Origin of the sequence: Streptomyces tuirus (genome assembly GCF_014701095.1) — a bacterium.
GTDB classification, from domain to species: Bacteria; Actinomycetota; Actinomycetes; order Streptomycetales; family Streptomycetaceae; genus Streptomyces; species Streptomyces tuirus.
In genome coordinates this window covers 297,567-317,065 of the sequence record NZ_AP023439.1, presented here as the reverse complement: position 1 = coordinate 317,065, position 19,499 = coordinate 297,567, and the positions used below count along the sequence as shown (strand labels likewise).

Genomic DNA, 19,499 nt, shown 5'->3' with positions numbered 1-19,499 from the left:
CGTGGTGGACCTTCCCGGGCGGGCCGTGGTGCCGTACGGACCGCGTATCCAGGACGGCACGACTGACACGTGCGTCCCACGGGGAGGGTGCTACGGCTCCGACGTCACGCGCTGGTCGTCGGTGCTCTGTGCCTCGCTCTTCTCGTCGTTCTTCTTCTGATCACCCGCCGGAGTCGCGGGACGCTTGACCTTGAAGCGTTCGAACGTCCGTGTGAGCTGCTGGAGCGGGGACACGGCGGGCGGACCGGACGGCTGGGGCGCGGCGGGCGCGGCCTGCGCGGACTCCTGGTAGACGGCCAGAGCCTCGTGGGCGCTCTCGGCCGCTTCCCGGTACAGGTCGCGGGACTTCGTCATGGCCTCCAGCGCTTCGGCGTACATCGCCACCAGACCGCGCTGGCGGTCCAGCTCCTCCTGGAGCGTCAGCAGGTGCCAGTCCTCCCGCAGCGCGGTGAGGGCACCCTCGGCGCCGTCGGGCAGGGGCCGCGGGAGTGCGGCGAACCGCGTCACCGCGTCGACGAGGTCGGCCGGCTCGGAGCCGTCGAGGAAGACGGCACGGACCGAGAAGTCCTGGGCGTCGTAGCCCTCCGGCGCCGGAACGCCCGGCAGGACCACCGCGCCACCGCGCGGCACCTCGACCCCGGAGTCCCGCAGGGCCCAGTTCAGGCCGCGCAGCTGCTGCGGGGCGGCGTGATGCTCCACCACACGGTGGCGCAGGCCCGGCGGCAGCCACCGGGCCACCGGCGTACGTCCCCGGTCATCGGTGGTCATCGCCTCGTGGACGACCACGTGGATGTGCCACCCTCCGCGCACGGCGCTTCTGAGCAGGCGGCGGATCTCCCGGTCGTCCTGCGGCAGGAAGTTGATCTTCCCCAGGGCCAGACGCGCATCGGCGTCCTGGTCCCAGGCGTCGCCGGGGTCCTCCGGCCAGAACAGGTCGACGGGGGAGGGCCATGCGTGGTCCCACGGCTGCTCGGCCTCCGCGACCAGCAGCCACTCCTGCCCGTCCCCCTCGCCCGGGCCGGGCTTCAGGCTCAGCCGGGCGCGTACGGTCACGTCGTCACCGACTCGCCAACGGGCCTCGAAAACCCGTTCCCCCGGGGCGGTTTGGTCTTCGGGCAGCTCCAGGAAGTCGTCGATGGCCCGGCTGTCCTTGCGCTGCTGCAGGGAGCGCCGGAGAACGTCTTCCGCGGATCCCGGGGCGTGGCGGCCGCGCGCCGGCCACACCGTGTCGGGAGTCATGGGGCGAACGGTGAGGGAGGTCTGCATGGGTCCATCTGTAAGCGGGAGTACGTGCGTCTGCCAGTATCGTCGCCGCAGGCCGACGGGTGCTACCCGGGGTCGCACCCGGCTCCGGGCGCCGGTGACGGATGTGTCTACGATCCTTCACCGCCCCGGCCGGCGCGCGTCGCGCTCCGGCCACGCGCCCGGCCGTCGCTCCGCGTGCCGCTGCCGTCCGGCACACCCACGCCCGTCTCTTCTTGCGTCCCGCCGTCGCTCATGCGCACCGCCTACCCATGCCGGGCCGTGTCATGTGGCGGGAGGGGGGTGGTGTGTGACGGCCGGGCGGTGCGCCGCGGCACCGGGCGGCGTGCCGCGCGGTCGGGTGGGGTGAGGCGGCGTGGGGCAGCGTCCCGGGGCGGTGCCGGGTGCGGTCTGCGGGATGGGCGCCACGCACGCGAGTTGCGCGCCATGCACGCGGGATGTGCGCCACCCGCACGGGGTGTGCGCGCCGCGCGCACATCCGCGGATCTCACCCGTGGCCCGCCCACGACCCGGTCCCGACAATGGTGCGCACGAGCAGGGCCCGCCCACCATCCGCATCGGGGCGGGTCCTGCTCGCTTCACGACGCGTGGAGGCGGCACGTCCATGGACTCGTAGGTCGCCCATGCCTGTCGGGGCCACGGCGGGGTACCCGGCTGACCACCAGTTCGTGTGTGACGGAGCAGAGGGGACCGGGGGCAGTGGCGGTGAAGGCGATGGGGTGGGCGCACTCCTTTCGTATGTCCGAAGGGGTGCGCGCAGGGCGGGAGTGGACGCGCCGGCGTCTCCAGACCCTGCCCTGGGCGGCTGCCGAGCCGGGCACGGTGGACGCCATCGTGCTGGCGGTGTCCGAATTGATCACCAACGCGCACATCCATGCGCACAGTGACGCGCATCTGGTCCTCACCTGGGACGGCGACTGCCTTCATGTCAGCGTCCACGACGAGGACCCGTCGCTGCCGCGCCAGCGCGATCCGGAGCCGGGCGAGGTCTCCGGGCGCGGAGTGGCGATCGTGAGCAAGCTCGCCGACGAGTGGGGCATGAGGTGCCAGCGGCACGGCAAGACGGTGACGGCATGCTTCCGTCCCGCCGACCCCGCGGCAGATGCAGAGACGGACACGGTCCGCCGGGGCGGCAGCAGCAGTTGAGTTCCGCTCACCGTCGAGGCCCGCTCCCTGAAGGAGAAATGTCGTGCACCTGGCAAGAGGATCGAGTGACGACGACCCCTATGTCTGGCTCTGGGTCCTGGGCGCCCTCGCCCTGTACGCACTGATCAGCTACGGACTGCAGTACCGCGCCCGCGCCCGTCGCGGTTCCGCGCACCCGGCTCATGACGCCCTGCACGACCTCAAGGACCGGGAGGACCCCCAGCCGCCCGAGAACCGCTTCTTCAGCCGGCTGATCATGCTGTGCGGGGCGGGGCTCAGCGGTCTGGTCGCCTACCTGACCAGTGGCGCCGTGCGGGTCCTGGCGGTCGGGCTCACCGCCGTGGTGGCCGTGACCGTCTGGGCGTACTACGACCACCGCACGGAGACACGCGCTTCGGCCCGGTGACGGCGCTGACCCGGGTCCCCTCCCGCCCGCAGGGTCCGCGTGGGAGGGGAACCGGGTCCGAGTCAGCGGCTCTCGGGGTGCTTGCCGGGGCCGCCGGCGCCGGGGGACAACGGGGTGGGGGACAGGGTCGTGTCCTCCTCACCCGGCTCCAGGAGGGTGTCGGCGGCGCCCACGATGCGGGGATCGGGTGTGCCTACCGCCTCCCGGTCCTTGCTGGCGTAGTCGACGCGCGACAGCAGACTGCGCATGGTCTCCAGCCGGGCGCGCCGCTTGTCGTTGCTCTTGACGACCGTCCAGGGGGCGTGGGCGGTGTCGGTGGCGCGGAACATGTCCACCTTCGCCTCCGTGTAGTCGTCCCAGAGGTCGAGCGAGGCCAGGTCGGTGGGGGAGAGCTTCCACTGGCGCACCGGGTCGACCTGCCGGATCGCGAAGCGGGTGCGCTGCTCGGAGCGGGACACGGAGAACCAGAACTTCACCAGCAGGATCCCGTCGTCCACCAGCATCCGCTCGAAGGCCGGGCACTGGTCGAGGAACAGCTCGTACTCGTCCTTGGAGCAGTAGCCCATCACGCGTTCCACACCGGCCCGGTTGTACCAGGAGCGGTCGAAGAAGACGATCTCCCCGGCCGTCGGCAGGTGCGCGATGTACCGCTGGAAGTACCACTGGCCCGCCTCGCTCTCGGTGGGCTTGTCCAGGGCGACCACGCGTGCGCCGCGCGGGTTGAGCCGCTCGGTCAGCCGCTGGATCGTGCCGCCCTTGCCCGCCGCGTCACGTCCCTCGCACACGACGACCAGGCGTGCGCCGGTGTCCTTGACCCACCGCTGGAGCTTGAGCAGCTCGATCTGCAGGATGCGCTTGGACCGCTCGTACTCCTTGCGGCCCACCTTGCGGTCGTAGGGATGGTTCTCCCGCCATGTCCGGACGGGGCGCCCGTCCCCGTCCAGCACGATCGGCTGCTCCTGCCGGCTGGTGTCCACGGTCAGCCCGTCCAGCAGCTTGTCCGCGTCTTCGGCGCTCATCACTCGACTCCCCGTCCCTCACCCGGTGAACGGAGACACGGGTGCCCCGCCGGGACCCACCCATGTGAGGTGCCAGGGCTCCGACCGGCCCGGACACCCCGGTCGGCCATTCAGAGCGCGGTGCCCGTCTCCTTGGCCAGAGCCCGCACCAGCCGGTCCTGGAAGGCCTCGTCGTGGACCGCGCGATGCGGTTCCAATCGCCGGCCGTGGTACCAGTACCCGCCCGCGGTCAGGGCCTCCGGATCGTCGCTCACCGCCAGCCACTCCTGCGTCTGGTGGCCGAGCTCCAGGTCGTCCGGCGCGCCCGGCCCGCCCATCCTCGTCGGCACCCAGCCCGGATCCACGGCGTTGCTCAGCACCCCCGGGCGCAGCCGGGCCACCGCGGCCGCCAGCGTCGTCACGAAGAGCTTGCTGTCGGCGTACGACCCCGCGCTCCGGCCCTGCCAGTCGACCCCGTCCAGCGACGACGGCCGCCCGCCGACATGGGAGTTGCTGCTCAGGTACACCAGCCGGCGGGGCCCGCGCAGCAGGGCGGTCAGCAGATAGGGCGCGACGACGTTGACCGGCATGACCGCGGGTCCGCTCCACACCCCGGCATTGTGGATGACGGCGTCGAGCGGCCGCGACGCGTTCAGCTCGTCGGCGACCCGCCGCACGGCGTCACGCTCGGCGAAGTCGCCGACCACGAGGTGAGCCCCGCGGTCGGCCAGCTCGCCGAGCACCGCCGCCCGCTCCTGGCTGCGGGCGTGCACCACCACGTCGTGCCCCGCGGCCAGCAGCGCCTCCGCCGCGGCCCGCCCCAGCCCCTCGGTGGACCCGGTCACCAGGATCCGGCTCACCGCACCTCCCATGGACCTGCCTCCTTCGCGCGTCCCGCGACGGACCCGCCCTAGACACACAGCCTTTCAGCTCGAAATGATTCCGTAATTGGTCCGGCCCCGGGGGCGCAGCGGTGCCTGACATCTGTCAGGACCGGAGCCGCGAAAGAGGCGTCACCCTGGGCCGAGGGGCCCTCCGGGGCGGGGCCGGCGTGGACGGACGACAATGGGGGCATGGGACGTCGCACCGCCGACGTGAGCACGCCCGCCCGACTGGCCGCCCCCGGCGAGGGCCTGGGACAGGACGAGCTGGCCCTGGCCGCCCGCAACCACGGCCTGCCGCTGGAGGCCCTGCGCCACGACGTCACCCCACCGGGCCTCCACTACGTCCTGACGCACTACGACATCCCCTACGTCCCGGACGCGACCGCATGGCGTCTGACGGTCGGCGGCCGTGTACGACAGCCCCTGAGCCTGTCGCCGGCGCGGCTCCGTACCTACCCGGCGGTCACCACACGCGTCACCCTGGAATGCGCGGGCAACGGCAGAGCCCTGCTGACACCGAGGCCGGTGAGCCAGCCGTGGCTGGTCGAGGCCGTCGGCACCGCGGAATGGACGGGGGTGCCCCTGCGGCTCCTCCTCCGGGAGGCCGGGGCGGAGCCGGACGCGGTCGACGTCGTCTTCACCGGGGCGGACCACGGGGTGGAACGCGGAGTCGAGCAGGACTACCGGCGCAGCCTCCCCCTCGGTGTCGCGACGGGTGACGACCCCGAGGCCCTGGTCGCCTACGCGATGAACGGCGCACCCCTGCCGCCCCAGCACGGCAGTCCGCTCCGTCTCGTCGTGCCCGGCTGGTACGGGATGGCCCAGGTCAAGTGGCTGCGCGACATCACGGTCGTCGCCACCCCCTTCACCGGCTTCCAGCAGTCCGTCGCCTACCGGATCAGGCGGGAGCCCGGGGAGACGGGCGACCCGGTCACCCTCATCGCTCCCCGCGCGCTCCTGGTCCCTCCGGGCTTCCCGGACTTCATGTCCCGGACCCGGGTGGTGGCGCCCGGCACGGTCACCCTGGAAGGACGGGCCTGGTCGGGACACGCCCCGGTGACGGCGGTGGAGGTGAGCACGGACGACGGCGCGACGTGGCGTCCGGCCGATCTCGAACCGGACCACGGCCACCGATGGGCCTGGCGCCGCTGGTCCTCCGTTTGGACCGCCGCCCCCGGCGACCATGTGTTGAGCGTGCGCGCCCACGACGGTTCGGGACGCACTCAGCCCTCCGAACAGCCCTGGAACCGGGGCGGGTTCGCCAACAACCTCGTCCAGCGCGTCCCGGTGTTCTGCCCGGACCGGGCTCGGTAGCCGACGCGGAAGGGCCGCGTCCGGCTGTCACGCGCCGGGCCGGCTCTGGATCCGCATGCCGGGGCGGCGGCAGTGCACCGTCACGTACGACAGGCCGTTCTCGCCCGCCCGCACGCTGCGGACGCTGCCGTGCGGCAGCCAGACGAGGCTGCCGGACTCCACCGGGCAGGGCCCGGCGGCCGAGCCGAGCACGCCGTCGCCGTCGACGACGAGCAGCAGGACGTCGAGGTCGGGTTCGGCATGGGCGTCGATGGACCCCCGGGGCGGGACGCGGACGAGGTTGGCGTCCAGTTGCCGGCCGGGCTCGGCCAGTCGCCACAGGGCGCCGGTCGATTCCGCGCCGGCCGTGACGAGCGAGCCGGTGTTGCCCAGGATCCGCGGCAGGGGAGCGTCCGCCGCGCCGGGGATCTCCTCCGGGTCAGTCATGGAACGCGCCACCATCCGATACGGGCCTGCCCTGGGCCGGTTCAGCTGTCCGGCAGGCGACCGCACCGCTCACACGGGCGGACGCCCACAGGAATCTAGCACCGGCCCTCGTCCCGCCCGTGGCCGCTACCGCCTCACTCGTCGTCGGACGTGGTGGGCCGCGTCCGGCCGGGCTCCGGCGGCTCACCCTGCTGCGCGCGGGCGTGCAGCACGTCGCCGATGAACAGGTCGTAGATCAGCACGCCGATCACACCGCCGACGAGCGGCCCGACGATCGGGATCCACCAGTAGTCGCTGAACGCTCCCTCCAAGCTGCCGGGAAACGCCAGTCCGTCCCATCCCGCCATCCAGGTGAACAGGCGCGGGCCGAAGTCACGGGCCGGGTTGATGGCGTATCCCGCGTTCGCGCCGTAGGACATGCCGATGGCCGCCACGACGAAGCCGATCACCAGCGGGCCGAGATTCGCCTTCACGGCCGTGTTGCGCAGGTCGATGATCGCCACCACCAGCATGACCAGGAAGGCGGTGCCGACGATCTGGTCGAGCAGCGGTCCCCAGATGCCACCGCCGAAGTACGGTGCCGGGAACGTCGCGAAGATCGAGAACGAGGCGAGGGTCTTCCCGTTGGTCTTCGGCCCCTTGAAGGCGTCGTCGAAGGCGTTGATGGCGTCGTGATAGACGGCGTAGACCAGGGCGGCCCCGGCGAGGGCGCCGAGCACCTGCGAGACCCAGTAGGGCACGACCTTGACCCACGGGAACTTGCGGCGGACGGCGAAGGCCAGGGTGACCGCCGGGTTGATGTGCGCTCCGCTGACGCCGCCGGCCACGTAGATCCCGAGGATCACGGCCATGCACCAGCCCCAGGTGATCAGGAGCCAGTCCCCCGCGCTGAGGAAGAAGATGCCGGGCCCCTCGGTACGGCCCGAACCGGGCAGCGCGGCGACGGTCATCGCGACCACGCCGCATCCGAAGGAGATGAGGACGAACGTCCCGAGGAACTCCGCGAGACACTCGCCCGCCAGACCTGCACGACGTCTGAGCCTCGAGGGTTTCACCAGAGGCTTGATCTCCACTGCCATGTGATTTCTCCCTGGGTTCGCTGAGGTCCCGCCTGACGCGCGGTAATCACGTGGTAACCCGGCGCGTGGGGCGCGGCAACCGCAGAAGACCCTCGGGTGGCCCGCTCACCGTGCCCGCCGGGCGAGCGGCCGGCGGGGCGCGCGGCTCGTCGAAGGGCTCAGCGGCCCTGGGGTGTGTCGTCGGCGGACTCGCTGTCGCCGGAGCCCAGCCGGACGCAGCATTCCCCGGGCTCCGGGGCCGCCGCCGCGCGCACGCCGTTGACCTCCAGGCCGTCCAGGTAACCGCTGAGGAACGCCTGGTTCATGCCGCACACCAGCTCCGGAGCCTTCGCGGCCAGCGGATGGAAGGGGCAGTTGCGCAGCCGGAGCCGGGTCGGGGTTTCCCGGACGGGCTCGTAGCCGTACCGGTCCAGCAGGCGTTCGCAGGCGGTGAGACCGCGCTCGGGGCCCAGCCGGCCGGGGCGGGTCTCGTTCCGTGCGGCCTCGCCCATCTGCCGGCCGCGCCGCTGCGCGGCGCGCATCGCCGCCTGTGCGGCGTTCTCGCCGGCCCGCTCGGTCAGGACGGCGTCCAGGAGCAGGTCGGCCAGCAGCTCGTGGCGCCGGTCGGGGATGTTCACGGTGATCTGGGCGTCGGTGGGCTCGTACACCTTCGGCTGCCTGCCGACCTTGCGGATGCCGCCCGGCGTTTCGTAGCGGGCGCGCAGCAGGCCCGCGTCGACCAGCTTGTCGAGGTGGAAGGCGGCGAGTTTCCGGGAGATGCCGACGCTGGCGGCGGCCTCGTCGCGGGTGACGGCGCGCCGGGCACGCCGGATGAAGGCGAACATGCGCCGGCGCGAGTCCTCGCTCAGGACGCTGACGGAGTCGATGGCCCTGTCGGCCGGGTCGGCCTGCGCGGGCGGGTCGGAAGCCACAGCACCACGGTAACTCCCACAGGCGTGGGCGAGAGGGCTCTTCCGGCCCTCTGCACTGCATACCTTGACGGGTGCCTCGAATAACGGAAAGACTTGTTGGTGAAACTCGCCTCTGGAGGCCACTGACATGACCGAGTACCCCGCGCCGACCTCCGTCCGGCCGGACCTGTACGACGGAGAAGCGACCGCACCCGCCCGGCCCGCCCTGCGGGTGGTCCACGAACCCGACGGGATCGACCTGGCCGCCGCGGAGGTCGCGGCGGGCCGCTTCCTCGAGGCGCTCGGCATCTCCACGGCCTCCGAGAGCCTGCGCGGCACACCCGGCCGGATGGCCCGCGCGTACGCCGAACTCTTCAGCCCGCGCCCCTTCGACCTCACCACGTTCCCCAACGACGAGGGCTACGACGAACTCGTCCTCGCCCGGCGCATCCCGGTACGGACCGTCTGTGAGCACCATCTGCTGCCGGTGGTCGGCATCGCGCACGTCGGCTACCTGCCCGGCGCCCGCATCCTGGGCCTGTCCAAGCTGGCGCGCGTCGTCGAGCACTTCGCCTGCCGCCCCCAGGTCCAGGAGCGCCTGACCAAGCAGGTCGCCGACTGGTTGCAGGACCATCTGGAGCCCAAGGGCGTCGGCGTGGTCATCGAGGCCGAGCACTCGTGCATGACACTGCGCGGTGTCCAGGCCACCGGCTCCGACACCCTGACCTCCACCCTGCTCGGCCTGCTGCGCTCCGACGCCCGCTCCCGCGGCGAGTTCCTCGCTCTGACGGGCGTGGCCCGGTAGCGCTCATGCAGGATGGCTGTCGGCATCCGAAGAAGCCGTGCCGGCCTCCTGGTCGGCCGGCACCGGCACAGGGCAGGAAGGTGCAGCATGATGACGGGGCTCAGCGACGCCGGCGTACTCGACGACCCGGTGGGCGCGTCGCTCCGCGGGCACCACGCACATCTCGCCCGGCGGCTGGGCGACGCCGTCACCTACGTACCCGGAGTCGCGACCTTCTCCGCGGTGCCGGCCGAACCGGACGCGGAGGCCTGGGCCGACCTGGCGAAGCTCCTGGGACCGGGCGAGTTCGCCGACATGTTCAGCTGCCCGGCGACACCGCCGTCCGACTGGGAGCCGGTCTTCGTGCTGGAGGGCCGCCAGCTGATCTGGGCCGGTGACAGTGACCTCGACCTGTCCCGTGCCGCGTCCGGCTCCGGCGTGGTCGAGCTGGGGGCGGAGAGCGTGCCCGAGATGCTCGACCTCGTCGAGCGGACCCGTCCGGGACCCTTCCGGCCCCGGACGCATGAGCTAGGGACCTATCTCGGCATCCGGGACGGTGGTGCACTGGTGGCGATGGTGGGGGAGCGGCTGAAGCCTCCCGGGTGGACCGAGATCAGTGCCGTCTGCACCGCACCCGAGGCGCGTGGGCGAGGTCATGCGGTCCGGCTTGTCCGCGCGCTCGTCGCCCGCGTCGTCGCCCGCGGCGACCGCCCCTTCCTGCACGTGGCCGAGGCCAACACCGGCGCGCTCGCACTCTACGAACGGCTGGGCTTCGAGACCCGGAAGCACGTCACGTTCCGCGGCTTCCGCACGCCGTGAGGGACTGATCCGGCGTAGCAGCTCCAGGGAGAGGTGCGAGGACAGTGCGCGGGGGGAAGCGCGCGGGGGAAGCGCGCCGCCACTTCAACGCACGGTCGGCGTGCTCCCGGACGCCTACCGCAGGACGTTCCGCTCACGGACTCGCTGACTCCGTTTGAGCTACGCCCGGTCTGCGCCGTACAGAACGGCGAACACCCCTGCGGCGCGGGTACCTTCCGGCGTCTCCCAGGGGCCGCTGACGTGGCCGACGGCTCCCTGCGGAGGGAGGATCCGGCCGTCCGGAGCCGGCCGGAGAGCACGGTGCAGACGGAGGGTCGTGCCCTGCGGCGTGACCAGCGCGGTGCCTTCCCTGTCGTCGGTCGCGGTGAAGTCCCGGGAGAGGAGCCCCTCACCGGCGTAGGACGCGACGACCTCGCGCGCGGGGGTGTCACTGACGTTCTGGTCCTGGGCCTGCGCCCGTCGCTCGATCAGGGCGGCCAACCGGTCGGCCAGCACCGGGTCATGGCAACCGTCGTAGGCCCAGCGCGGCCCCAGCACACCGTGCTCCATCGTGCCGACGAGAGCGTGCTCTGCCCCTTCCAGCGGCGCGCCGCGGTAGGTGAGAGGGACCAGGTACGTCACGGGTCGAGGGCCGGAGGCGTCCGTGACCACTATGAACTCCATCCCCACCTCGCCCCGCGGATCGTCGAGCCGGAAGCCGCCCGCCTTCGCCAACGCCGGTTCGCCGGCACCACCGCGGTACCACGGACGGGAGGGCAGCCAGGACGTGAGCAGTTCCAGCTTGGTCGGCTTCAGGGTGGTGCGGTGGATGACGGCCATGCCGGAGGGTCCCTTCCCACGAGTCATACGGGCGATCACACTGTCGCATCCGCCGCAGGCCGCGGCGATGTCACCATCCTCGGCGGCGCGACCACCATCAACCAGTACTTCGCCGCCGGCCTGGTCCACGAACTGCGGCTGCACATCGCGCCGCTCACCCTCGCCGCCGGCACGCGGCTGTTCGAAGGCGTCCCGCCGCTGACACTAGAGCAGCTGACGTCACGAGCGGCGAGCCGGGGGACGCATGTGACCTACCGCGTGTCGACCTGAGCGCTCGGCAGGCCGGAGAAGACCACGCCCGGATGGGACAGGGAGAGCGGTTGGTCCGGCTCCATCCTGACCAGCCTCCCCGACGCTCGATGACGGACCCGCCAGTCCGGTCCACTACTGCCGGCCGGCACGAGTGGTCCCCCACGGGAGTGCTGCTCAGCTGCCCACGGTGCTGCGGAAGTCACGGACGGCGAAGGACAGCACCGGCTGATGCCGGGCGAGCACGGACAACGGCGCTTTCGGCCCGGTCGAGACGCGGCCGCGGCCGAGCGTCGGCCGTCCGCCGATCCGCATGGGCACGCGGCACTCCGTACCGTCCGACAGCTGCTGGATCAGATGGGCGCGTGCGGGCAGCCGGAAGGGCAGCCGAAGGACGTCCTGGTACGTGAAGCGGACGGGCGGCATGCCCTCGGCGGTCAGTTCCGCCCGGGTGCTCCGGCCGTCCGCGCGGAGCGTGAACACGCCCTGCTCCTTGGGGATGCCCCACAGGGCGCGTCCCCCGGCCAAGGCCCGGTCGTCGTCGACCCAGGCGGCAACGGTGCTGCCCGCGAGACGGTGTCCGCGGCGCACGGCCAGGGCAATGAGGAACTCGCGGTAGGCGAGGACACCGCCGGGCCGGTAGTCGACCCAGAAGGTGACCAGAGTGACGCGGCGCCGCACGACCCAGGGGCGCACGCCGGCCGGCAGGGGCCAGGACGGCAGGTCGTCCGCCGGGACGCGCCACAGCGAGACGACCATGTCGCCGGTGAGGCGCCAGGGAGAGGGAGGAAAGGGGGCGGCTGGTCGTTCCACGGAGTGATGACCGACTTCCTCGGCTCGGACTCGTACGGCCGATTGTTCCACCGGGTCGCCCGGTCGGGCCTGCGGGATCCGGCCCCGCCTGCGGGATCCGGCCCTGCCTCGGCCGCCCGAAACTCCCGGCCCCGGAGTGAGCGGGTGGGGTCGGTGACGACGCCCAGCGGTACCCGCCACGCCAGGCTCGTCCCGCCGGGCGCCCGCGGTGCGAGGACCTCGCCCGGGGGCTGCGACGCCAGCCCGATCGCGTGCTGGAGCTGGTCGAGGCCGGCTGTGATCTCGTAGTCGCCTTTGGCCGGGACGCCCCCCGACTCCCGGACGATCCACTCCCGGACGACCCCGCTGTGCTCCCGCAGGGCGTGACCGGCACGCATCAGAACGTCGGCCCGTGCGGACGCCGCGGCAGCCGCCCATTCCGGCGCGGCCCGGACGGCGCGGGCGCCCGCCCGTTCGACATCCGCGGCACAGGCCACGCCCACCCGCGCCAGTGGCTCGCCGGTGGCCGGTTCGATCTCTGGGCGGAGCAGGCACTCCCCGATGTCTGAACGAGGGCCCGGGCGAAGCACGCGATGACGGCCTCCAGGTCGTCGGCGACGATGAGGACACCGTCACACAGACGGTTTGTGGGTCACCCACAGCAGTTCCGCCGGCCAGCGGTGTGCCCAGTCGGGCGGGTCGGTTTCGTTGTAGCCGTTGGCTGTTCCGGGTTCGGGCCGTGGCTCGATGAGGTCGTCGATGATGAGACCCGCGCCGCGCAGGACCCTGACCCAGCCGCCGTAGGTGAGCTGATAGCTGGTCGCGCCGTCGTCCTCCGCGATGGTGTGCAGCCCGAAGTAGTCCTGCCGCAGGGTCGTGGTCACGCGGCCGGCGGGTTCGTCGTAGCACGCTTCGAACCATGGGCTGGCGACGTTGAACACCAGGCGCCCGCCTCGGCGCAGGATGCGTGCGGCCTGCGGGACGGCCAGGTGCGGGGGCGCCCAGCTGAGCCCGCCGAAATCGCAGAACACCAGGTCGAAGCTCTCGGTGGCGAAGGGGAGTTGTTCGGCGGCGCCCTGTACGAGCGGGTAGCGGGTCGCTCCCATCGCGCGGTCCGCCGCGGCGAGTTGGGCTTCGGACAGGTCGAGCCCGACCACGGTGGCGCCCTCGGCGGCGAGCACCCTGGACCACTGGCCGGCGCCGCAGCCGAGTTCGAGGACGCGCTTGCCGGTGACGTCGCCCAGGGCGTGCAGGTGCGCGTCGGGGAGGGAGTACATGCCCCACAGCCGGGGTGCGGCGCCGATGCGCGGGTCGTGCTCGTCCTGGTAGGCGCCGCTGATCCGGTTCCAGAGCCGCCGGTTGGCGGGGATGCTGTCCACGTGCCGACTCCAGCACCGCCTGCCGGGGGCGGTCAATACGATGAGGGCACCGGCCGGCCCCGTGATCCGCATCAGCCGCGCAGGTCAGCGTGAAGGGTCAACTGCCCTGCGGCGCCCCGCGATGCATCGCGTCCACTTCCGATCAACCCCGTTCACGCCCGGTCGCTTCCCTGCACATTCCTTTGGAAAATGCCAAAGCGTTCACCTGCGCCGAGCACCCACCGTAGTGTCGTGCTCACGTTCGCGGGAACGGCCGTGCAGGGGGAGGGGGTTCGGCGTGCCCGGAATCGACGAGAGTCTGCTCGAGGCCATGCGGTTGCCAGGTGCTCGGGGGGCGTCAGTGGTCGACTGGATCAGTGGTCTTGCGCTGGGCGCGGTGGGTGACGCACCCGGTGGTGACGCGGAGGCGACGGCGGCGGAAACCGCCGAACTCGCCCGGCTCGCCACCGAGAGCGGCGTCCTCGCCCTCACCGGCGGCGGCGACACGGGTGAGACCACCGGCGGCAGCCCCGGCGCGCCGTCCGACAAGGAACCTCCCGTACAGGACCTGATCATCACGAACGCCGACTCGTACCACCTGCTCAGGTTCGTCACCACGACCTTCGACAGCACCGTGTTCGTGCACTTATGGCTCGACCGCAGCGAAGGGAACCTGGCGCTGGCCCGCATACGGCTGGCCGAGATGGCGGACCGGCTGGTGCTCGGATGACCATATCGGCCCCGACGCTGCGCACGGACGAGCCCGCCTCGGCCCTGCTCGGCACACTCGCCGCACAAGGCGCCACCGGTGCCCTGTCCACCGAGACGGGCATCGTCTACCTCGCCGCGGGACACGTCGTCCACGCGGAATCCGCCGTCACGCCCGACCTCGGCGACCTGCTCACCCACAGCGGTGCGCTCGCCCCGGACGGCTGGTGGGAGGCGATCGACCAGGCAGGCCGCCGCTGCCGTGTCGGACGGCAGCTGGTGGACAGCGGCCATCTCGCCGCCGGCGCGCTGGAACTGTGCCACCTGGGCGCCCTCTTCGACGCGGCGTACTTCGTCCTCGCCCACGACGGGCCGGCGCTCCGGTTCCGCCCCGGAGCCGCACACTGGCTCGGCGCGGTCCGGTCCGTGCCGGTGGACACCGTCCTGCGGGAGTCCAGACGCCGCCGCGAACTCCTGCACCGCATATGGCCCGAATCCGACGTTGACCGGGCGCCGCTCGCCCGGGTGCCCGGGCCGGACGCCCCGGATCTGCCGGCCCGCCGCTGCCGGACCCTCGCCCAGGTCGACGGAGTCCGCACCGCCGCCCAGATCGCGACGGCCCTCGCCTGCCGCACCTTCCACACCCTCGTGGAACTCCGCCGCCTGGCCGCGGCCGGGCTGGTGGCCCCCGTGGCCCCGTCGATCCCCGGCCCCTCCTCAGCCTCGTCCCCAGCCCCAGCCCCAGCGTCCGCCCCCGCCACCGTGTCCGCCGAGCCGGGCCCCACCCCTCGTCCCCCGGCGCCGGACGAGCCCGACACCGCACTGCTGCGACGGCTCCTGCACGCCTTGGAGGCACTGTGATCCGCGCGCGAAGACAGCGTGCCGAAAGGAGACTGCTCATGGCCGTCGAGACCGACGTCCTGGACGAACTGCGTCGGCTCCGCACCCGCATACCCCGGCTGACGGGCTCCCTCGCGGCCACCGTCGACGGACTCGTCCTCGCCCACGACGTGGCGGACACCGAGCCCGAGGGACTCGCGGCGCTCACCGCCGCCGCCCTCGGCGTCGCCTACCGCATGACCGACGCCGCCTCCCGCGGGGACTTCCGCGAACTGCTGGTGCGGGGCTCCGGAGGCTACGTCGCGACCTACGCCGCCGGAACCACCGCCGTCCTCACCCTGCTGGCCGAGGACCGAGTCAACGTCGGCCGCCTCCACCTCGAAGGCCGGCGCAGCGGAGCCCGGATCGCCGACCTGCTGGCCACGCGCGTGGGCCCGGGCACCGGCCGCCACGCCGACCGGCCGGCGCCCGAAGAACACCTCGCCACGATGGCCCCGGCCACGGACCGGCCCATCGGCACCCTCCCGGTACGCACCCCGCAGCGGCCCACGCACCAGTCGCGCCCGCAGACCGGCAGCTGAGCCACCCGAACTCTCTGACCCACCGAAGTAGAAGACCCAAGGAAAGGAACCGAGCGCATGGCCAACACGGAGACCGCGCTGAAGGAATGCCTGAGCTCCATCGACGGAGCGACGGCCGCGGCACTCGTCGACTACACGAGCGGCATGGCCCTCGGCACCCTCGGCGGCACCAAGGACTTCAACCTCGAAGTCGCCGCCGCGGGCAACACCGACGTCGTGCGGTCCAAGCTGCGCACCATGGAGCACCTGGGACTGAAGGAGGAGATCGAGGACATCCTGATCACCCTGAACACCCAGTACCACCTCATCCGCCTGCTGAAGGGGCGCGGAGGCAGCGGACTCTTCCTCTACCTCGTGCTCGATGGGAGCCGGGCCAACCTCGCGATGGCCCGCCACCAACTGCGCCGCATCGAAGCCGACCTGGAGGTCTGAGACCAGTACACCGGACGGGAGCCCTCCGCCACGCACACGTAGCGGAGGGCCCCGGCACGCCGCACGGCGACGACCTGCGCGCGACCCGCCGCGTCTACGGTGAGTGTCATGACGGCACCCCTGGATGTGCTCGTGGTGGGCGCGGGCCCCACCGGGCTCGCACTCGCGACCCAACTGCGGTCCTACGCGACCCCGTTCCGGATCGTGGACCGCTCACTGGACCGGGCCCGGGAGTCGCGCGCCCCGGCGATCCAGCCCCGCACCCTGGAGATGCTGGCCCCCTTCGGCGTCACGGACGACCTCGTCGACCGTGGCAACGCGGTCGGACTGCACCTGCACCTGCCCCGACGGGTGCTGCGCGTGCCGGTGTTCGACGTCGGCTGCGACGACAGTCCGTACCCCTTCCTGCTGTTCCTCCCGCAGTCGGAGACGGAAGCCGTGCTGTCGGCTCATCTGGCCGCGCGGGACGTGACGGTGGAGCGGGGCACGGAGCTGCTGACCGCCGAACCGGAGGGCGGGCACGTCACCTGCCGTCTGCGCCACGCGGACGGGACCGAGGAGACCGTACGCGCCCGCTATGTCGTCGGCTGCGACGGCGCACACAGCACCGTGCGCACCCGGGCGGGCATCACCTTCGAGGGGTACGCCTATCCGCAGACGTTCCTGCTGGCGGATCTGGAGGCCGACGGACTGGAGCCGGGTGCCGCGCACACGTACATGACCGAGGCAGGGCTGCTGTTCTTCTTCCCGCTCGGCACCCCGGCCACCTGGCGGATGATCGCGATGCACCCGCTGGGCGCCTCCCTCGGCGAGGTGACGCTGGACCTCCTCCAGCGGATCGCCGACGACTGGACACCCGACAAGCCGGCCCTGCGCGATCCGGTCTGGATGACGAGCTTCCGCATTCACAACCGCGGCGCCACCCACTACCGCAAGGGTCCGTTCTTCCTCGCCGGCGACGCGGCGCACATCCACAGCCCGGCCGGGGGACAGGGCATGAACACCGGCATCCAGGACGCCCTCAACCTGGGCTGGAAACTCGCCCACGTGTGCCGCGGCGCCGCTCCCGAGGAGCTGCTGGAGACGTACGAGGCGGAACGCGCCCCGGTCGGCCACGGCGTCCGCCGCCTCACCGACCGGGCGTTCACCGTCGGTACGAGCAGCCACCCCGTCCTGCGGCTGGCACGGACACGTCTCGCCCCGCGCATGGCCCCGCTGCTCCTGCGCGCGACCGCCGCCCGAGCACGCCTGTTCCGCACGGTGTCCGAACTCGGCATCCACTACCGCCGCGGCCCCGCCTCCGGCACCGGACCGCACCGCCCGCGGCAGGGCCCACGCGCCGGCGACCGCCTGCCCGACACCCCGGCCGGACTCCAGCGGCGCGTCGCCGGACCGGGCTATCACCTGCTGCTCACCGGCCCCGGCGACGCATGGGCCGAAGACCCGCCGCCGGCCGGACGCCGCGACCTGGTGAGCGTGCACCGCATCGGCACGCAGAGCCCTTGGCCGGGTATCACGCACGCCCTCGTACGACCCGACGGCTACGTGGGATACCTGGCGCGCGGCACCGACCTCACGGGCCTGCGCGCCCACCTCGACCACTGGCTGCCGGCCCCTTAGATGGGGGGCCGGCGCCGTTCCGGCGAGGGATCAGCCGTGGTACGTGATGTACCCGTTGCGGTCCGCGTCGGAGCCGCTCCTGGTGTACGAGTGCACGTCGGCACGGCTGCCGGACGGCTTGTACACGTAGATCGTGTCCTTGTCGTTGTTCCACATGAAGTTGCAGTTGTCGCGGTAGACGACGTTCTTCGTGTCGGAGTCGGTCCCGTTGCCGCCGCGCAGCTTCACGTAGTCGCCCGGCTGAAGGGTGTGGCTCGCGGTGAAGGTGAACTTGTTCCCCGCGGCGTCCTTCACGACGTACCCCTTGAGGTTCACCGTCGTGGAGCGCGAGTAGTTCTTGATGGTCAGGTACTCCTGGGCGGTGTTCCCGCCCGAGCAGCGGTTGGAGTCGCTCCCGGGAGCGTCGTACTGGATACCCCGGATCTTCAGCGCGGAGTTGTACTCGGCGGCCTGGGCCGGAACCGCCGACAGGGCGGTGAGGGCCCCGGCGGCGACGGCCGTGGTGGCGACAAGGCGTATACGCATTGGACGTTCGTCCCCCCTGCATGGCCTTCAGGTGAAGGCGATGTGATGGTTCGGTGAAGCATCCGGATCGTACACGGTTCAAGTACGCCGCGGGGCGGGTCCGGTGACATTGCCACCGGACCCGCCCCGCGGGATGCAGAACGTCAGATGTGGAGCGTCAGGCGCCGCTGGCCCGCAGCATGTCCTCGCGCTCGACGATCTTCACGCGCTCGCGGCCCTCGGGCTCGCCCAGCGCCTTCTCCGCCGCGTCCAGCCTGTACCAGCCGTCCCACGTGGTGAAGCGGATCCCGCGCTCGGCGAGGAACGCGTCCACCGCCTCCCGAGCGGGGGTCGCGGGCGTCTGCAGCCGCTCGTTGCGGTAGTCGTCCAGCAGGTTCGCCACGGTCTCGTTGGCGTCGCCCTTGGTGTGCCCGATGAGGCCGATGGGGCCGCGCCGGATCCAGCCGGTGACGTACGTGGACCGCAGGTGCTCGCCCGACTCCTGCATGACCCGGCCGCCCTCGTCCGGAACGGTGCCGGAGTCGATGTCCCAGGGCAGCTTGGGGAGTTTGTCGGACAGGTAGCCCACCGCGCGGTACACCGCGCCCACGTCCCAGGTGTGGAACGTGCCGGTGCCCTTGACGTTGCCGGTGCCGTCCAGCTCCGTGCGCTCGGTGCGCAGGCCGACGACCTTGCCGTCCTCGCCGAGGACCTCGACCGGCGACTCGAAGAAGTGCAGGAAGAGCTTGTGGGGACGGTCGCCGATGTCGCGGATCGCCCAGTTCTCCAGGGTCTTCGCCACCATGTCGGCCTGCTTGTTGCCGCGCCGCGTGGTGATCGAGCCCTCGTCGTAGTCGATGTCCTCGGGGTCGACGATGACCTCGATGTTGGGGGAGTGGTCCAGCTCCCGCAGCTCCATCGGGCTGAACTTCGCCTGCGCCGGGCCGCGGCGGCCGAACACGTGGATCTCCTTGGCCCGGTTGGCCTTCAAACCCTCGTGGACGTTGGCCGGGATCTCGGTCGGCAGCAGTTCGTCCGCCGTCTTGGCCAGGATGCGCGCGACGTCCAGCGCCACGTTGCCGACGCCGAGCACGGCGACCTTCTCCGCCTCCAGCGGCCAGGTGCGCGGCACGTCCGGGTGGCCGTCGTACCAGGAGACGAAGTCGGCGGCGCCGTACGAGCCGTCGAGGTCGATGCCCGGCAGGGAGAGCGCCCGGTCGGCCGTCGCGCCGGTGGCGAAGATCACGCCGTCGTAGAACGCGCGCAAGTCGTCCAGGCCGATGTCGGTGCCGTAGTCCACGTTGCCGAAGAGCCGGATCTGCGGTTTGTCGAGCACCTGGTGCAGGGCGGTGATGATGCCCTTGATCCGCGGGTGGTCGGGGGCGACGCCGTAGCGGATCAGTCCGAACGGCGCCGGCATGCGCTCGAAGATGTCGATGGACACACCGGGGTCGGCGGCCACCTCGGACTTGAGCAGGGCGTCGGCGGCGTAGATCCCGGCGGGGCCGGATCCGACGATGGCTACCCGCAGGGGGCGGGGCATGGTCAGGTTCCCTTCGAGCGGCGACAAGCGATCTCGACGGGAAG

General features: G+C 72.1%; 21 protein-coding genes and 2 pseudogenes. 11 read left to right on the top strand and 12 right to left on the bottom strand.

From position 1 onward, the window contains the following. Positions 1–90: 90 nt before the first annotated feature. Positions 91–1,266 (bottom strand): hypothetical protein, encoded by a 1,176-nt coding sequence (locus IGS69_RS01510; RefSeq protein WP_232543408.1) that lies wholly within the window; start codon positions 1,264–1,266, stop codon positions 91–93. Between the two features lie 696 nt (positions 1,267–1,962). Here IGS69_RS01510 and IGS69_RS01505 point away from each other — a divergent pair. After that, the gene (locus tag IGS69_RS01505; protein ID WP_190904341.1) at positions 1,963–2,409 is read left to right on the top strand and encodes an ATP-binding protein; all 447 of its coding nucleotides are present in this window, start codon (positions 1,963–1,965) and stop codon (positions 2,407–2,409) included. Between the two features lie 43 nt (positions 2,410–2,452). Beyond that, positions 2,453–2,815, top strand: coding sequence for a hypothetical protein (locus IGS69_RS01500; protein WP_190896170.1), 363 nt, complete (start codon positions 2,453–2,455; stop codon positions 2,813–2,815). 62 nt (positions 2,816–2,877) lie between these two features. On the opposite strand, the gene ppk2 is transcribed toward IGS69_RS01500, so the two are convergent. Both ppk2 and IGS69_RS01490 read right to left on the bottom strand, forming a co-directional pair. Beyond that, positions 2,878–3,834 (bottom strand): polyphosphate kinase 2, encoded by a 957-nt coding sequence (gene ppk2 / locus IGS69_RS01495; protein ID WP_190896168.1) that lies wholly within the window; start codon positions 3,832–3,834, stop codon positions 2,878–2,880. Positions 3,835–3,944: 110 nt separating this feature from the next. Further along, on the bottom strand, positions 3,945–4,673 hold the full coding sequence (locus IGS69_RS01490; RefSeq protein ID WP_190904340.1) for an SDR family NAD(P)-dependent oxidoreductase: 729 nt from the start codon (positions 4,671–4,673) through the stop codon (positions 3,945–3,947). Positions 4,674–4,886: 213 nt separating this feature from the next. Between IGS69_RS01490 and IGS69_RS01485 the strand changes: the two genes are divergently transcribed. Then, complete coding sequence (locus IGS69_RS01485) at positions 4,887–6,011, top strand: sulfite oxidase (protein ID WP_190896166.1); 1,125 nt, start codon at positions 4,887–4,889, stop codon at positions 6,009–6,011. A 27-nt stretch (positions 6,012–6,038) separates the two neighbouring features. On the opposite strand, the gene IGS69_RS01480 is transcribed toward IGS69_RS01485, so the two are convergent. The 3 genes from IGS69_RS01480 to IGS69_RS01470 all read right to left on the bottom strand — a co-directional run bounded on the left by IGS69_RS01480 (position 6,039) and on the right by IGS69_RS01470 (position 8,427). Beyond that, positions 6,039–6,437 carry a hypothetical protein gene (locus IGS69_RS01480; protein ID WP_190896164.1) on the bottom strand — a complete coding sequence of 133 codons (399 nt, stop codon included), beginning with the start codon at positions 6,435–6,437 and terminating at the stop codon, positions 6,039–6,041. A 134-nt stretch (positions 6,438–6,571) separates the two neighbouring features. Further along, entirely contained in the window at positions 6,572–7,516 is a 945-nt protein-coding gene (locus IGS69_RS01475) for an MIP/aquaporin family protein (protein WP_190896162.1), read from the bottom strand. Between the two features lie 158 nt (positions 7,517–7,674). Further along, positions 7,675–8,427, bottom strand: coding sequence for a helix-turn-helix transcriptional regulator (locus IGS69_RS01470; protein WP_198427713.1), 753 nt, complete (start codon positions 8,425–8,427; stop codon positions 7,675–7,677). A 127-nt stretch (positions 8,428–8,554) separates the two neighbouring features. On the opposite strand from IGS69_RS01470, the gene folE reads away from it, so the two are divergent. Beyond that, positions 8,555–9,211 carry a GTP cyclohydrolase I gene (gene folE, locus IGS69_RS01465; RefSeq protein ID WP_190896160.1) on the top strand — a complete coding sequence of 219 codons (657 nt, stop codon included), beginning with the start codon at positions 8,555–8,557 and terminating at the stop codon, positions 9,209–9,211. Positions 9,212–9,301: 90 nt separating this feature from the next. Then, positions 9,302–10,009, top strand: coding sequence for a GNAT family N-acetyltransferase (locus IGS69_RS01460; RefSeq protein ID WP_190896158.1), 708 nt, complete (start codon positions 9,302–9,304; stop codon positions 10,007–10,009). 159 nt (positions 10,010–10,168) lie between these two features. Here IGS69_RS01460 and IGS69_RS01455 read toward each other — a convergent pair whose 3' ends face one another. Then, complete coding sequence (locus tag IGS69_RS01455) at positions 10,169–10,828, bottom strand: maltokinase N-terminal cap-like domain-containing protein (RefSeq protein WP_190896156.1); 660 nt, start codon at positions 10,826–10,828, stop codon at positions 10,169–10,171. A 48-nt stretch (positions 10,829–10,876) separates the two neighbouring features. Here IGS69_RS01455 and IGS69_RS01450 point away from each other — a divergent pair. Then, a pseudogene (locus tag IGS69_RS01450) lies at positions 10,877–11,098 on the top strand (dihydrofolate reductase family protein); the annotation flags it as partial. Between the two features lie 156 nt (positions 11,099–11,254). Here the strand turns inward: IGS69_RS01450 and IGS69_RS01445 are convergent. The 3 genes and pseudogenes from IGS69_RS01445 to IGS69_RS01435 all read right to left on the bottom strand — a co-directional run bounded on the left by IGS69_RS01445 (position 11,255) and on the right by IGS69_RS01435 (position 13,248). Continuing rightward, the gene (locus tag IGS69_RS01445) at positions 11,255–11,890 is read right to left on the bottom strand and encodes an acetoacetate decarboxylase family protein (RefSeq protein WP_190896152.1); all 636 of its coding nucleotides are present in this window, start codon (positions 11,888–11,890) and stop codon (positions 11,255–11,257) included. Between the two features lie 212 nt (positions 11,891–12,102). Next, positions 12,103–12,366: pseudogene (locus IGS69_RS34470) on the bottom strand (aldehyde dehydrogenase family protein); the annotation flags it as partial. Positions 12,367–12,501: 135 nt separating this feature from the next. After that, a complete protein-coding gene (locus IGS69_RS01435) occupies positions 12,502–13,248 on the bottom strand; it encodes a class I SAM-dependent methyltransferase (protein ID WP_190896150.1) in 747 nt (248 codons plus the stop codon). A 277-nt stretch (positions 13,249–13,525) separates the two neighbouring features. On the opposite strand from IGS69_RS01435, the gene IGS69_RS01430 reads away from it, so the two are divergent. The 5 genes from IGS69_RS01430 (at position 13,526) to IGS69_RS01410 (ending at position 17,408) form a co-directional block, all read left to right on the top strand. Further along, a complete protein-coding gene (locus tag IGS69_RS01430; RefSeq protein WP_190896148.1) occupies positions 13,526–13,957 on the top strand; it encodes a hypothetical protein in 432 nt (143 codons plus the stop codon). Next, complete coding sequence (locus tag IGS69_RS01425; protein ID WP_190896146.1) at positions 13,954–14,796, top strand: hypothetical protein; 843 nt, start codon at positions 13,954–13,956, stop codon at positions 14,794–14,796. Before IGS69_RS01430 ends, IGS69_RS01425 begins: the two co-directional genes overlap by 4 nt. A 38-nt stretch (positions 14,797–14,834) precedes the next feature. Further along, positions 14,835–15,356: a roadblock/LC7 domain-containing protein gene (locus IGS69_RS01420; RefSeq protein WP_190896144.1), complete on the top strand. Its 522-nt coding sequence runs from the start codon at positions 14,835–14,837 to the stop codon at positions 15,354–15,356. 57 nt (positions 15,357–15,413) lie between these two features. Next, the gene (locus IGS69_RS01415) at positions 15,414–15,788 is read left to right on the top strand and encodes a roadblock/LC7 domain-containing protein (RefSeq protein ID WP_031110827.1); all 375 of its coding nucleotides are present in this window, start codon (positions 15,414–15,416) and stop codon (positions 15,786–15,788) included. A 108-nt stretch (positions 15,789–15,896) separates the two neighbouring features. Next, on the top strand, positions 15,897–17,408 hold the full coding sequence (locus IGS69_RS01410; RefSeq protein ID WP_190896142.1) for an FAD-dependent monooxygenase: 1,512 nt from the start codon (positions 15,897–15,899) through the stop codon (positions 17,406–17,408). Between the two features lie 30 nt (positions 17,409–17,438). Here the strand turns inward: IGS69_RS01410 and IGS69_RS01405 are convergent, their stop codons facing one another. Beyond that, positions 17,439–17,933 carry a lamin tail domain-containing protein gene (locus IGS69_RS01405; protein WP_190896140.1) on the bottom strand — a complete coding sequence of 165 codons (495 nt, stop codon included), beginning with the start codon at positions 17,931–17,933 and terminating at the stop codon, positions 17,439–17,441. A 157-nt stretch (positions 17,934–18,090) separates the two neighbouring features. Further along, entirely contained in the window at positions 18,091–19,455 is a 1,365-nt protein-coding gene (locus IGS69_RS01400) for an FAD-dependent oxidoreductase (RefSeq protein WP_190896138.1), read from the bottom strand. Positions 19,456–19,499 lie beyond the last annotated feature (44 nt).

Excerpts from the sequence above, each read along its gene's own strand:
- IGS69_RS01510 (WP_232543408.1), bottom strand. The coding sequence starts at position 1,266 with ATGCAGACCTCCCTCACCGTTCGCCCCATGACTCCCGACACGGTGTGG.
- ppk2 (WP_190896168.1), bottom strand. The coding sequence starts at position 3,834 with ATGAGCGCCGAAGACGCGGACAAGCTGCTGGACGGGCTGACCGTGGAC.
- IGS69_RS01485 (WP_190896166.1), top strand. The coding sequence starts at position 4,887 with ATGGGACGTCGCACCGCCGACGTGAGCACGCCCGCCCGACTGGCCGCC.
- IGS69_RS01480 (WP_190896164.1), bottom strand. The coding sequence starts at position 6,437 with ATGACTGACCCGGAGGAGATCCCCGGCGCGGCGGACGCTCCCCTGCCG.
- IGS69_RS01475 (WP_190896162.1), bottom strand. The coding sequence starts at position 7,516 with ATGGCAGTGGAGATCAAGCCTCTGGTGAAACCCTCGAGGCTCAGACGT.
- folE (WP_190896160.1), top strand. The coding sequence starts at position 8,555 with ATGACCGAGTACCCCGCGCCGACCTCCGTCCGGCCGGACCTGTACGAC.
- IGS69_RS01460 (WP_190896158.1), top strand. The coding sequence starts at position 9,302 with ATGACGGGGCTCAGCGACGCCGGCGTACTCGACGACCCGGTGGGCGCG.
- IGS69_RS01455 (WP_190896156.1), bottom strand. The coding sequence starts at position 10,828 with ATGGCCGTCATCCACCGCACCACCCTGAAGCCGACCAAGCTGGAACTG.
- IGS69_RS01425 (WP_190896146.1), top strand. The coding sequence starts at position 13,954 with ATGACCATATCGGCCCCGACGCTGCGCACGGACGAGCCCGCCTCGGCC.
- IGS69_RS01420 (WP_190896144.1), top strand. The coding sequence starts at position 14,835 with ATGGCCGTCGAGACCGACGTCCTGGACGAACTGCGTCGGCTCCGCACC.
- IGS69_RS01415 (WP_031110827.1), top strand. The coding sequence starts at position 15,414 with ATGGCCAACACGGAGACCGCGCTGAAGGAATGCCTGAGCTCCATCGAC.
- IGS69_RS01410 (WP_190896142.1), top strand. The coding sequence starts at position 15,897 with ATGACGGCACCCCTGGATGTGCTCGTGGTGGGCGCGGGCCCCACCGGG.
- IGS69_RS01405 (WP_190896140.1), bottom strand. The coding sequence starts at position 17,933 with ATGCGTATACGCCTTGTCGCCACCACGGCCGTCGCCGCCGGGGCCCTC.
- IGS69_RS01400 (WP_190896138.1), bottom strand. The coding sequence starts at position 19,455 with ATGCCCCGCCCCCTGCGGGTAGCCATCGTCGGATCCGGCCCCGCCGGG.